The following is a 12,245-nucleotide window of genomic DNA, read 5'->3' as shown; positions in this document are numbered from 1 at the left end:
CTGCAGGGCTTTATGGTTCGGCTCTGGGTGGCAGGCTATACCGCGAGAGGATAGCACAGGCGCGGCTGATTACACACGCCTGTTGCTCTGGTTTGTGCCGCTAACCCGCTCGCTTATGTGATAGCGTGGGCGTTTTTTTACTTCGGTATAGAGTTTCGCCAAGTATTCACCAATAACCCCCAAACTAAGCAGCTGCACACTGCCAATAAACAGCAGCGGTAACAGAATTGACGTCCAGCCAGGAATCGCATTGTCGGTAAACATCCGTGTCGCAAGAACCCAAAGAAGGGTTAACAGCGAAAGAGCGCTGGCGGTAATGCCCAGTAGGGTAATGGCGCGCAGCGGCGCGGTAGAGAAGCTCGAGATGCCGTGCCAGGCGAGTGACAACATCTTGCGGAGAGGGTATTTGCTCTCACCGGCAAGGCGGCTTTGGCGGTCGTATTCGACGATGGCGGAGTCAAACCCCACCTCGCGCACCATGCCGCGCAAAAACAACTGGCTCTCAGGGTATTCCAGCAAGGCATTAAGAGCCCGGCGGCTCATCAGGCGAAAGTCGGCGTGATTGAATACCAAATCAACGCCGAGCTTGCGCATTACGTGGTAGTAGCCCTCGGCGGTCATGCGCTTAAACTTGGTGTCGGTGTCGCGCGCTGCTCGTACGCCGTACACGACTTCACTACCGGCGCGATAGGCATCGACCATTTTATCGATATTAATCGGGTCGTCCTGCAGGTCGGCATCAATACTGACGACCATATCCTCACAGGTGTTTTCAAGCCCGGCCAATAACGCATTCTGGTGACCTTTGTTGCGCGACAATCGTAATGCGACGATACGCCCAGGGTGCTGCTCGCAGGCATCGATTAGCTGTTGCCATGTGGTGTCCCGGCTGCCGTCGTCTACAAAATACAGCTGCGAGGCCGGGCTGATTTTATTGGCGGCAATGAGCCGGTCTAATGTTTCTAGCAGTACCGGGATACTGGTGGGCAGCATTTCCTGTTCGTTGTAACAGGGTGCGACGATGGCTAACGTTGGTTCCGACATAGGTTTATTTATAAATCCAGTATTTATGCAGCAAAAAGTTACTGATAAGTGTGATTATGGTCGCTACACACTGTGATAATAAGTAGTGCGGTAATACGAATTGTGCCAGATAAAACACCAGCGTGTTTATTGATAGGCCAATTAAAGCGGTAACGGCAAAACGGCTAAAGGCTTCGGTGTGGCGCTTATTGGACTGGAAAGTTAAATAGTAATTGGCGGTATAGTTACCCAGCGCCGATAGCGAAAACGCCAACGCCGAGCTGGCGACGGGCGTTAATGATGTTAACTCGGCAAACGCAATCAGCAGCAAGTATTGTAGTGCCGTCGCAGCGGCCCCCACTAAGGCAAAACGCCCGAACTGCGAGTTTAAAAGCTGCTGTATAGAGCGCAACCAGCGCGGCGATGCTTTACTGTGCACAGGTGTTTCCACCTTTAATCTCCTGGGGCTTGCGGGCGACTCTGGGTTGGCGATAAAACTCTCAAGATTTTAAGGTTATTTCTTATTGCTGCAAGGCGCTTCTGGACGCGCTCTGTCAGAGGCAGTTATATTGGGGCTTGGCAGGGAGGTCTGAAAATCAGTCCAGACAGTCGCCCAGGTCCCAGCGGAGTTTATACCATACTCTGCGAGCCGACACAGGGCGAAGTTCTAACTTTGCCAGATGATCTAATGGTTATTAGATTATTCACAATAATTGCTAAGAGGTGATTTATGGCGCAACAAGAGCCCGATTCGCAACTCGACCAGCTCATCGGCCGGTTACATGAACTGTTTGCCGGCGAGGGGGAGAGCGATGCACAGAAACGTTTGATGAGTGAGTTAGAGCGCCATACTCATGCGCGCGGTACCGACGACGTAAAGGATCCGCGGCCGGTGGATACCTTAGAGGCGATGCTCGGAGAGTACGAGCAAGAGCACCCGCAAGTATCGGCGGTGCTGGGGCAGATTGTTAACGCCTTAAAAAATATGGGGGTCTAGCCGTTGTTGATAGGCGGCGTGCGTAACGCGCCGCTGTATTGCTAGGCCCAGCCAACAGCCGCCCGGGGCCGCTCTATATAAAAATACTCGGCGCTGCCGGTAGCGGGATGGTTGGGGTGGCGCAAGTGGTGGTGATCGGCGCTAGATCCCATATACTCCCAGCAGTCGCTGCCATTAATACACAGGTGATCACCATCGTTCATGGGGTAGTAGGCTAGCTCATCCCACATTCTGGCCCACTCTGGGTGAGATGTATCCAAATATTCCATCGATTCTTCCCAGTGCTCAATCATTATCGTCCCGTTATTGTCGATGTTTCACGCTTATTGTCAAGAGTGTTACTTAAAGCATTGATTAGCTTAATATTTCTTTGCTGGTTGCTTTCTTTTTTTGAGCTCAAAGCTCTGTTTAAAAAGGAGTCTATAGCGTTTTCTCCGGTAAATCTGACGATTATTTCGCAAATTATTTAAGCATCAAAGCGTTGACCTTAACCCTGGGGTAAGGTTTATTGTGGTGAAAACGGTGGAGCACGGGAGAAAGTCTATGAAGATTGGCGCAGTAGCCCGAGAAACAGGCTTAACGGCAAAAGCAATCCGTTACTACGAATCTCAGGGTTTGGTTAAGAGTCGGCGCCGGGATAACGGCTACCGCGACTACGGCCGCGACAATATAAAACAGCTGACATTGTTGGCCCGTGCCCGTCGGGTGGGGTTTTCGCTGCAAGAGTGCGCCGAGTTACTGGCGTTGTTTGACGACACCGAGCGTCACAGTGCCGACGTAAAAAAGGCCGTGCAACAGAAAATTGCCCAGTTGGATGAGCAGCTCGATAACCTGACGCGTATGCGGGACACCCTTGAAGAGCTCGCGCAACGTTGTCAGGGCGATGAGCAGGCTCAATGCGCCATTTTAAATGATCTGAGTGCGGCTAATCGGCCCATGCCGTTTACCTTGCTGGGCGATACCCCAAATTTGCCGGAGGATTCTCATGAGTAGTTGCTGTGAACCACAACCGCCTAAAGATGAACACAACACCGACGATCACTGCGCCAGTGCTAGTAAGAGGCGGATCGATTATTTGCTGTGGGGCTCGCTTGCGTTGTGCGCGGTATTTTACGGCGCTTACGCCTTGGGGTTTACTGGCCCCGATTGGTTTGAACATTTTAGTCACGGCGTATTTGAGCTGTTAAACACCATGTGGTGGGGGGTGTTGGTAGGTATTTTGTTTGTTGGCCTGCTGCACTATGTGCCCCAGCAGTTGGTGGTTTCTTTGTTGGGGCGCGGTGGCACCGTGTCGGGTATTGTGCGGGCGACCGCCGCTGGGGTACTGCTGGATTTGTGCAGCCATGGCATCTTAATGGTGGGTATGAAGCTCTATCAAAAGGGGACAAGCCTCGGCCAAGTGATGGCTTTTTTGATTGCCAGCCCCTGGAACTCACTATCGCTTACCCTAATTATGTTTGCCCTTATTGGTGTGGGCTGGACGCTACTGTTTATTGCGGTGTCGATGGTAATTGGCGTTATTGCGGGGCTGGTGTTTGACGCTTTGGTGAAGCGCCGCCGGCTACAAGATAACCCTGCCGCCGAGTCGCAAGAAAACGCCCCACACACTCCCTTAAAGACGCAGCTGAGCGATTTGTGGGGCACTATTAATTGGCACCCCGGTGCGTGGGGTGGCGTGTTAAGCGAGGGCTTAAAGGGCTCGAGGATGGTGTTGCGTTGGTTGTTGTTTGGCGTCTTGCTGGCCGCCGCTATCCGGGCGTTTGTCTCGGTCGAGATGTTTCAGCAGTGGTTTGGGCCGTCCGTTGTGGGCCTGTTGTTAACCATGGTGGCTGCCACCATTATTGAGGTGTGCTCAGAAGGCTCGACCCCCATCGCCGCCGATTTAATGAATCGCGCTCGCGCACCGGGCAATAGCTTTATGTTTTTAATGGCCGGGGTGGCCACCGACTACACCGAGATTATGGTGATCAAAGACACCATGAAGTCTTGGAAAACAGCGTTGTTTTTGCCGCTGGTGGTGTTGCCTCAAGTGCTCTTGGTCGCGGTGATTATGAACCTCTGGGGCGGTGCCTAGATGCACCCTGGCGGTAGTGTACAGGCCGTATCTAAGGTAGAATGCGCGCCTTTTAGACTTAAGGGCAACTCTAACAATTCATAATCACCTCTGCGCGGGTCCAAAACGTTCAACCGCTAGGCGCTCTTTGCCGGCAATGGCCGAAGCCCTTGCAAAAAGAGCAATGACGCGGGTGGGCGTTTTGGCCGCGCCCTGAGGGGCCTTCATGGCTTCCCGCTCTCTGCGTTGGCTTTGCTATATGGGCAACCAGCCCATCGTCGCAAACCCGCCTTGATAGCGAAAAGCCATGAAGGCCAGAGGGGGTTCTGAATGATTAGAGGTGCCCTCAATATTAGGCAGTGTGCACCCATGGAAATCAATCCGCATCTCACCGCATTAAAAGATCTCAAGGCGCGTACCGACGTGCTTAGGGGGTATCTTTGACTACGACACCAAAAAGGAGCGCTTAACCGAGGTTGAGCTAGAGCTCGGTCAGCCCGACGTTTGGAACGAGCCCGACCGGGCTCAGGCGCTGGGTAAAGAGCGCTCATCCCTTGAAACTGTGGTGAAAACCATTGACGATTTGGATGCCGGTGTCGCCGACTGTGAAGAACTGTTGGAGATGGCCAAAGAGGAGGGGGACGAAGACAGCCTGAATGAAGTGATCGAAGAGATCGATTCACTTGATCAGCAGCTGCAAAAGCTGGAGTTTCGTCGCATGTTCTCAGGTGAGATGGACGAAAACAGCGCCTACCTGGATATTCAGTCGGGCTCGGGCGGCACCGAGGCACAGGACTGGGCCGAAATGGTACTGCGTATGTACCTGCGCTGGGGCGAGGCAAAAGGCTTTAAAGTCTCATTAGAGGAGGCCTCGGCCGGTGAAGTGGCCGGTATTAAAAGTGCTACTATTCGCTTTGAAGGTGAATACGCCTTTGGCTGGTTGCGTACTGAAACCGGCGTGCACCGCTTAGTGCGCAAATCGCCGTTCGACTCGGGTAACCGTCGCCATACCTCGTTTTGCTCGGTGTTTGTTTCGCCCGAGATTGACGACGATATCGAAATCGATATTAGTCCATCGGATGTCCGTACCGATACCTACCGCGCTTCCGGCGCCGGTGGCCAGCACATTAACAAAACCGACTCGGCCGTGCGTTTAACCCACGAGCCGACCAATGTTGTTGTGCAGTGCCAAAGCGAGCGGTCGCAGCATGCCAACCGCGACAAAGCCTGGAAAATGCTGCGCGCTAAGTTGTACGAGCTGGAAATTCAAAAACGTAACGCCGACAAACAAGCGCTGGAAGACACCAAGTCGGATATTGGCTGGGGCAGTCAAATTCGCTCTTACGTGTTGGATGATCAGCGCATTAAAGACTTGCGCACCAGCGTGCAAACCAGCAACTGTCAAAGTGTTTTGGACGGCTCGCTGGATCAATTTATTGAGGCGAGCCTTAAGGCCGGACTTTAATCGAACTCACATTATTAAGTGACCCCTATGAGCAACGATACTCCAAAAACCAGTGCGCAAGATGAAAACAAACTCATTGCCGAGCGCCGCGCCAAGCTCGCCGCTATTCGCGAGCGCGGCAACCCCTTTCCCAATAAGTTTCGCCGCACCGATACCAGTGCGGACTTACAGGCCGAGTTTGGTGAAAAGGAAAAAGACGAGCTCGAGCAGCTAGACCATCAGGTAACCGTCGCCGGCCGTATCATGGCCAAGCGTGGCCCTTTTATGCTGATTCAGGACGCTGTAGGGTCGATTCAGCTCTACGCCGATAAAGACACGCAAAAAGCCATTAAAGAAAGCGATGGCCAGTGGGATATTGGCGATATCGTTGGCGGTACCGGCCCGCTGCACAAATCGGGCAAAGGTGACTTGTACGTGAATTTAACCGAGTGGACGCTGCTGACTAAGTCGCTGCGCCCGCTACCGGAAAAATACCACGGTCTGGCCGACCAGGAGTTGCGGTATCGCCAGCGCTACGTAGATTTGATTATGAATCCTGAAGTGCGCGATACCTTTCGCTTGCGCTCTAAGTGCATCAGTTTTATCCGTAGCTACTTAGATGGCAAAGACTTTATGGAAGTCGAAACGCCTATGCTGCAAGTGATTCCCGGCGGTGCCACCGCGCGTCCGTTTGTTACGCATCACAATGCGCTGGATATCGATATGTATCTGCGCATCGCGCCCGAGCTGTATCTTAAGCGCTTGGTGGTAGGCGGTTTTGAACGTGTGTACGAGATCAACCGCAACTTCCGCAACGAAGGGGTATCGACGCGCCATAACCCCGAGTTCACCATGCTGGAGTTTTATCAGGCCTACGCCGATTACAACGACTTAATGGACTTAACCGAAGACATGCTGCGCAAACTGTGCGAAACAGTGATCGGCAGCACCACCGTGGTGTACCAAGACAGCGAATACGATTTTGCCAAGCCGTTTGCCCGCTTAAGCGTGTTCGACTCGATTTTGAAGTACAACCCGGATCTAACCGCAGCGGACATTAGCGATTTAGACTCGGCCCGCGCGGTGGCCAAAAAACTCCACGTGCCGTTAAAAGACAGCTACGGCTTGGGTAAAGTGCAAATCGAAATCTTTGAAGCCACTGTCGAAGAAAAACTCGATCAGCCAACCTTTATTACTAAGTACCCCACCGAGGTATCACCCCTGGCACGTCGCTCGGATGAAGACGATTTTGTTACCGATCGGTTTGAGTTTTTTATCGGTGGCCGTGAAGTGGCTAACGGCTTTAGTGAGCTTAACGATGCTGAAGATCAAGCCGCGCGTTTTAAAGAACAGGTGGCCGAAAAAGATGCCGGGGATGACGAGGCTATGCACTACGACGCCGATTATGTGCGCGCACTAGAATATGGCTTGCCGCCCACCGCTGGGCAGGGTATTGGTATTGACCGTTTGGTGATGTTATTTGCCAACGCCTCAACCATTCGCGATGTGCTGCTGTTTCCGCACATGCGCCCGGAGTAATTTATGGCCCTAGGCGCCAGTGTTTATAAAGTACACCTCAACTTGTCGGATACTGACCGGCATGTTTACAACGACAGCAAATTAACGCTGGCGCGGCACCCCTCCGAGACCGAAGAGCGAATGATGATTCGCCTTGTGGCCTACTGCTTTAATGCCTCGGAGGATCTAACCTTTGGCAAGGGGTTGTCGACCGATGACGAACCTGACCTGTGGGAGGTTGATCCGGCCGGTGTTATTCACCAGTGGATCGAGGTGGGGCAGCCGAGCCTCGAGCGGGTTAAAAAAGGCCGTTCGCGCTCGGCGGCGCAAATTATTTACAGTGCCGGCCGCGGCCGCGATCAGTGGTGGCAGGCGAATGCCAGTGAGTTTGCCAAACTGCCGAACTTAACCGTATGGCATTTAAGCGAGCTGGAAATGGCCGAACTTGCCACGTTGGCGGCCAAGAATATGACCTTGTCGGTGTGTATTGCCGACGGCAGCGCCTTTATCAGTAGTGCCGAGCAGTCGGTTACTGTCACACCCGTTGGCGAGTTACTTTAATTACCTAAACGAACAAAAGAATACGGCTATGAATATCATTGATGTCACCGCAGAAAACGCTCAGCAACAAGTCATCGATGCCTCTTTTGGCAAACTGGTTATGGTCGATTTTTGGGCCGATTGGTGTGAGCCCTGTAAAAGTTTAATGCCTCTGCTGGAAAAAATTGCCGCTGAGTACCCCGATAATCTGGTTTTGGCTAAAATTAACGCCGATGATCAGCAAATGCTCGCCTCGCAATTTGGCGTGCGCAGTTTGCCAACGGTCATGTTAATTAAAGATGGCCAGCCGGTTGACGGCTTTACCGGTGCTCAGCCGGAAGCACAAATACGCGAGATGCTGGATAAGTATTTGCCTAAAGCGTGGGAGGCGACCTTGGGTCAGGCCCGTGCGCTGTTGGATGAGGCCAGCTACTCCGAGGCGTTGCCGCTGCTGCGCCAGGCATTGGAGGAGTCTAACCAGATGCCGCAGATCGCCTCGCTTACGGCTTTATGCTACGCCGAGTTAAATCGGGTAGAAGAGGCCGAGGCGTTATTGGCCTCTGTAAAGCTGGCCGAACAAGACGGCATTTACGAGCAAGCAGTGGCTTTGGTGGAGCTTAAAAAACAGTCGGCAGGCTCGCCTGAGCTGGAAAAACTTGCCGCGGCCTACGAGCAAAACCCGGCGGATAACGAAACCGCTTATGCTTACGCCCTGCAGCTCAATGCCGAGGGGCAGCACCGCCAAGCGTTAGAAATACTGCTTGAGTTGTTTAAGCGCGATCGCGCCTTTAACGATGGCGCCGCGCGTAAAGCCATGACAGATATTCTGGCGACTTTGGGTAAAGGCGACCCGTTAGCGGTAGAGTATCAACGCAAGCTCTTTACGCTGCTGTACTAAAAGCGATACTCAAAAATAACATAAGGAGACGCCATGCGCCTGTGCCCCTTGCTTGCCGCTGTTGTATTGGCCGCCGGCTGCGGCCCGGCGCCGTCTTCAGCAACTTCGCCTGCCTCTGAGCAGGCGGTTACCCCACCGGATTACGTAACGCTTAACTCTAACGCCATTAAGTTTCGTCGCGGCGATTTAACGCTAAGCATTAATCCGGCCGCTGGCGGGCGAATTAGCTCCCTGCGCTTTGCCGGTAAAGAGCGGCTGATTACCCAGCGCGACGCCAAGGGCGGCAATAACTGGGGCAGTGTGCTTTGGCCCAGTCCGCAATCACTATGGGGCTGGCCGCCGCCAGAGACTTTGGATACTAACCCGTATCAGGTGGCTGTCACCGACACGGGGGTGCGTTTAACAAGCGATATTGATTCTGAGCTAAAGGTGTCTTTTTCTAAGCATTATAAGCTTGGCTCTCTCGCAAATACGTTGGTGGCGGATTACCGCATCACTAGTCACGCCGAACAAGAGTTGACCTTGGCGCCCTGGGAGATTACCCGCCTGCCCGCCGCCGGCTCGGTATTTTTCCCCACCGGTGAAACCGGCCCGGTTAAAGGGCAGTTTGCCCCATTACCGTTAACCTACCAGGGCAATGTTAGTTGGTTTGATTACCCGGCTAGCGGTATTGGCCCCGACAACCATAAATTGATGACCGATGGTGAAGAGGGTTGGTTGGCCTACCACAACGCCGACTGGCTGTTACTCAAAGTGTTTAGCAATGTGCCGGCGCAACTGATGGCGCCGGGTGAAGGTGAGATTGAGGTATACGCCAATGGTGAGAACACCTACATCGAGCTGGAGCAGCAGGGCTTTTTAACCACCTTAATGCCAGAGCAAGCCTTGCAGTGGCGGGTGGTGTGGGTGTGTGAGCGGGTAGCGCCAAACGCCACGCCAGACGAGCTTATTCAGCGCGCGCGAACCTTAGCTGGCCGGGCTCGTACGTTATAAATAAATTATTAATAGCCACAAAAAAGCCCAGAACATTCTGGGCTTTTTTGTGGCCGGTAGTTATAGCCGGTGTTTATTGATCGTTGTACAGATTGGCGTATTTCAGGCCAAAAAACAGTATGTAGCCATAGCACAGCGCGGGCACTAAAAATGACAGTTGAATGCCGATTTTATCGGCCATAAAGCCTTGCAGCAGTGGGATAAAGGCGCCGCCGACAATGGCTACACACAATAAGCCCGAGCCCTGACTGGTGAACTTGCCCAAACGGTACAGCGCCATGCTGAAAATGGTGGGGAACATAATCGAGTTGCACAGGCCCACCGCCAAGATTGACCACATGGCGACTTTGCCGTCAAAGAACACAGCCATTAGTACCAATACGATGGCGGCGATACAGTTAAAGGCCAGAACTTTGCCAGGCTGCACGTGGCGCATTACCACAAAGCCGATAAAGCGGCCGATCATCGCGCCGCCCCAGTAAAAGCTTACATAAGCGGCGGCTTCATGTTCTTTTAGGCCGGCAATATTTTGTTCGCCAAAAAAGTTAACTAGAAAACTGCCAATAGCCACTTCACCACCCACGTACATAAACAGGCCCAGGGCGCCGAGTATCAAATGAGTTTTGGTAAAGATGGAGTCTTTACTGGCCGGGTGCGACAGGTTGTCTACCGCGTCGCTCACATCGGCAGGTTCATCCTCGTGTGAGATTTTTGGCAGCTTGGCGAGCTTAAAGAAAATGGCCAAAGCAATGAGCGAGCCGGCGAGCACCAGATAAGGCATTTGCACTGCGGCGGCTTCTTTTGCCTTAGCGGCCGCTGTCTCGACCTCTGACATAGCGGCTGGGTCCAGCGCTTCACCGGCGGCGGCCAAAATTAACAGGCCACCCAAGGCGGGGGCAATTGTGGTGCCCAGCGAGTTAAATGCTTGGGTTAAATTTAACCGACTGGACGCCGTCCGAGCCGGCCCCAGTACCGTCACGTAGGGGTTGGCAGCAACTTGCAAAATGGTAATGCCGGCGGCCAGGATAAAAAACGCTATCAAGAACACGGTATAGGTGCTCATGGAGGCGGGGTAAAACAAGAAGCAGCCAAAGCCTGCAATCACCAGGCCGGTAACGGCGCCATTTTGATAGCCAATCTTACGAATTAGAGCGCCCGCCGGTAACGACACCACCGCATAGGCAAAGAAGAAGCAAAATTGCACCATCATGGCCTGAGTGTAAGTCAGGGTATAGACGTTTTTTAAGTGGGGGATTAACACGTCGTTCATCGCTGTGAGCAAGCCCCACATAAAGAACAAGATGGTAATAATCACCAGCGGACCAGTGTAACTCTGGTTGGTGTTGCCGCTCACCGTGGTGGCGCCGACACTCTGGGGGGCTGTTGCCATAAATACACCTCAAGAAAATTTGTTATTAAGTTTGCGTACGCAATTGCTGTTGTTAGGGGGAGCAGGCCCTAGCGGTTTGCGTCAGGTGTGCCTTGATTATGTTTGTGGTTGTTAGGTGTGCGGCCTAGGCCGTTACCGTTATCAGGCGGCGTTACTATAAAACAAACTGACAGCGCTGTCAGCCGGTTTCAGCCAAGAATGCGGGCAATAGGGTAGAATGCACTTTTTATGGGGGGAGTAACTCTTGGCTAAGGCAACCATTGACGATGTCGCCGCACTTGCTGGCGTCTCGATGAAGACCGTCTCGCGAGTGGTAAACAAAGAGCCCAATGTGCGTGCCAGTACCCGCGATAAGGTGCAGGCGGCGATTGATGAGCTCAATTACCGTCCCAGCCAGTCGGCTCGGTCGCTGGCGGCCAATCGCTCTTATGTATTGGGCTTACTCTACGACAACCCCAGTGCCAGCTACGTGATAGACGTGCAAGATGGCGCGCTCGAGACCTGCCGCCGGGCGGGTTATGACTTGCTGATTCACCCCTGTAAGCGCGATGCCGACGACATTTTGGCCGAGGTGCTGGCGCTAGTGCGCCAGGGGCGTGTCGATGGCTTAATTTTGACGCCGCCGCTGTCGGATATGACCACGCTAGTGCAGGCGTTGGTCGACGCCGCTGTGCCTTTTGTGCGTTTATCGCCCACTGAGCACACAGACGCCTGCCCCTATGTGCAAACCAACGATCAGGAGGCCGCCTACGATATGACCTGCCGGCTGATCGAGCTGGGCCATCAGCGTATCGGTTTTATTATCGGCCACCCGGACCACCGCGCCGTGACTCAGCGCTATGCGGGCTACGTAGCCGCCTTTAAAGAGAACGATTTAGCGCTGGATAAAACCCTGGTGGTGCAGGGCTACAACTCGTTTGATTCGGGCCGGGAGTGCGCCGAGCAGCTGTTGTCATTAGCCGAGCGCCCCAGTGCCATTTTTGCCAGTAACGATGACATGGCGGCCGGGGTAATTATCGAGGCGCACCATCGCGGTATCGCTATGCCAGCCGAGCTATCAGTGGCGGGCTTTGACGACACCCCTGTGGCACATCAGATCTACCCCTCGCTCACCACTGTGCGCCAGCCTATTGCCGAGATGGCCGCCAAAGCCGTGGAGCTACTGTTAAAACAGCTTAAAGGCAAATCGGTACAGATGCCGGCGGCGATTATGAGCTGCCGCATTTTGGAGCGTGAATCCACCGGTAAGCCAGGCTAAGTTGAAGCGCACTGTTTGTCTCGGTGGCGTATTAGCCACCGACGGCGGCTTTTCTCATCTGTAATGGCGTGTAATTGCACCTGTGCGCTCACTGCCATAGCGTTGTTATTTTGTTTCCTGCCGGAGAACAA

At 53.4% G+C, this 12,245-nt stretch carries 13 protein-coding genes; 9 read left to right on the top strand and 4 right to left on the bottom strand.

What is annotated here, in order from left to right; translation table 11 throughout:
- Window positions 1–69: 69 nt before the first annotated feature.
- On the bottom strand, window positions 70–1,044 hold the full coding sequence (locus SD69_RS14170) for a glycosyltransferase family 2 protein (RefSeq protein ID WP_041523726.1): 975 nt from the start codon (window positions 1,042–1,044) through the stop codon (window positions 70–72).
- A 4-nt stretch (window positions 1,045–1,048) separates the two neighbouring features.
- Window positions 1,049–1,474, bottom strand: coding sequence for a GtrA family protein (locus SD69_RS14165; protein ID WP_052481181.1), 426 nt, complete (start codon window positions 1,472–1,474; stop codon window positions 1,049–1,051).
- A 279-nt stretch (window positions 1,475–1,753) separates the two neighbouring features.
- Between SD69_RS14165 and SD69_RS14160 the strand changes: the two genes are divergently transcribed.
- A complete protein-coding gene (locus tag SD69_RS14160; RefSeq protein ID WP_041523725.1) occupies window positions 1,754–2,020 on the top strand; it encodes a DUF4404 family protein in 267 nt (88 codons plus the stop codon).
- A 41-nt stretch (window positions 2,021–2,061) separates the two neighbouring features.
- On the opposite strand, the gene SD69_RS14155 is transcribed toward SD69_RS14160, so the two are convergent.
- Window positions 2,062–2,313, bottom strand: a complete 252-nt coding sequence (locus tag SD69_RS14155) for a 4-diphosphocytidyl-2C-methyl-D-erythritol kinase (RefSeq protein WP_232301205.1) — start codon at window positions 2,311–2,313, stop codon at window positions 2,062–2,064.
- 250 nt (window positions 2,314–2,563) lie between these two features.
- Here SD69_RS14155 and cueR point away from each other — a divergent pair, with 250 nt between their 5' ends.
- From cueR to SD69_RS14120, 7 genes are all read left to right on the top strand, one after another.
- On the top strand, window positions 2,564–3,013 hold the full coding sequence (gene cueR / locus SD69_RS14150) for a Cu(I)-responsive transcriptional regulator (RefSeq protein WP_041523724.1): 450 nt from the start codon (window positions 2,564–2,566) through the stop codon (window positions 3,011–3,013).
- Window positions 3,006–4,094, top strand: coding sequence for a permease (locus tag SD69_RS14145; RefSeq protein WP_041523723.1), 1,089 nt, complete (start codon window positions 3,006–3,008; stop codon window positions 4,092–4,094). The genes cueR and SD69_RS14145 overlap by 8 nt, the downstream gene beginning before the upstream one ends.
- Window positions 4,095–4,442: 348 nt before the next feature.
- Window positions 4,443–5,538 (top strand): peptide chain release factor 2 gene (gene prfB / locus SD69_RS14140; protein ID WP_157471804.1). Its coding sequence is split into 2 segments (ribosomal slippage): window positions 4,443–4,514 and window positions 4,516–5,538, totalling 1,095 coding nucleotides; the frame shifts between segments, so codons are not numbered across the junction.
- Between the two features lie 27 nt (window positions 5,539–5,565).
- Complete coding sequence (lysS, locus tag SD69_RS14135) at window positions 5,566–7,056, top strand: lysine--tRNA ligase (protein WP_041523721.1); 1,491 nt, start codon at window positions 5,566–5,568, stop codon at window positions 7,054–7,056.
- Between the two features lie 3 nt (window positions 7,057–7,059).
- A complete protein-coding gene (locus SD69_RS14130) occupies window positions 7,060–7,596 on the top strand; it encodes a YaeQ family protein (RefSeq protein ID WP_041523720.1) in 537 nt (178 codons plus the stop codon).
- 28 nt (window positions 7,597–7,624) lie between these two features.
- The gene (gene trxA / locus SD69_RS14125) at window positions 7,625–8,473 is read left to right on the top strand and encodes a thioredoxin (protein WP_041523719.1); all 849 of its coding nucleotides are present in this window, start codon (window positions 7,625–7,627) and stop codon (window positions 8,471–8,473) included.
- Between the two features lie 33 nt (window positions 8,474–8,506).
- On the top strand, window positions 8,507–9,466 hold the full coding sequence (locus SD69_RS14120) for a hypothetical protein (protein WP_052481180.1): 960 nt from the start codon (window positions 8,507–8,509) through the stop codon (window positions 9,464–9,466).
- A 73-nt stretch (window positions 9,467–9,539) separates the two neighbouring features.
- Here SD69_RS14120 and fucP read toward each other — a convergent pair whose 3' ends face one another.
- Window positions 9,540–10,856, bottom strand: coding sequence for an L-fucose:H+ symporter permease (fucP, locus tag SD69_RS14115; protein WP_041523718.1), 1,317 nt, complete (start codon window positions 10,854–10,856; stop codon window positions 9,540–9,542).
- A 244-nt stretch (window positions 10,857–11,100) separates the two neighbouring features.
- Between fucP and SD69_RS14110 the strand changes: the two genes are divergently transcribed.
- Entirely contained in the window at window positions 11,101–12,114 is a 1,014-nt protein-coding gene (locus SD69_RS14110; protein WP_041523717.1) for a LacI family DNA-binding transcriptional regulator, read from the top strand.
- The last annotated feature ends 131 nt before the right edge of the window (window positions 12,115–12,245 follow it).

Origin of the sequence: Gilvimarinus agarilyticus, from assembly GCF_000832015.1 — a bacterium.
In the GTDB taxonomy this organism is placed as follows: Bacteria; Pseudomonadota; Gammaproteobacteria; order Pseudomonadales; family Cellvibrionaceae; genus Gilvimarinus; species Gilvimarinus agarilyticus.
This window is presented reverse-complemented; position numbering and strand designations above follow the sequence as displayed.

What these genes read in the sequence shown, in the direction of transcription:
- SD69_RS14170 (WP_041523726.1), bottom strand. Translation starts at nt 1,044, where the DNA reads ATGTCGGAACCAACGTTAGCCATCGTCGCACCCTGTTACAACGAACAG.
- SD69_RS14160 (WP_041523725.1), top strand. Translation starts at nt 1,754, where the DNA reads ATGGCGCAACAAGAGCCCGATTCGCAACTCGACCAGCTCATCGGCCGG.
- SD69_RS14155 (WP_232301205.1), bottom strand. Translation starts at nt 2,313, where the DNA reads ATGATTGAGCACTGGGAAGAATCGATGGAATATTTGGATACATCTCAC.
- cueR (WP_041523724.1), top strand. Translation starts at nt 2,564, where the DNA reads ATGAAGATTGGCGCAGTAGCCCGAGAAACAGGCTTAACGGCAAAAGCA.
- SD69_RS14145 (WP_041523723.1), top strand. Translation starts at nt 3,006, where the DNA reads ATGAGTAGTTGCTGTGAACCACAACCGCCTAAAGATGAACACAACACC.
- lysS (WP_041523721.1), top strand. Translation starts at nt 5,566, where the DNA reads ATGAGCAACGATACTCCAAAAACCAGTGCGCAAGATGAAAACAAACTC.
- SD69_RS14130 (WP_041523720.1), top strand. Translation starts at nt 7,060, where the DNA reads ATGGCCCTAGGCGCCAGTGTTTATAAAGTACACCTCAACTTGTCGGAT.
- trxA (WP_041523719.1), top strand. Translation starts at nt 7,625, where the DNA reads ATGAATATCATTGATGTCACCGCAGAAAACGCTCAGCAACAAGTCATC.
- SD69_RS14120 (WP_052481180.1), top strand. Translation starts at nt 8,507, where the DNA reads ATGCGCCTGTGCCCCTTGCTTGCCGCTGTTGTATTGGCCGCCGGCTGC.
- fucP (WP_041523718.1), bottom strand. Translation starts at nt 10,856, where the DNA reads ATGGCAACAGCCCCCCAGAGTGTCGGCGCCACCACGGTGAGCGGCAAC.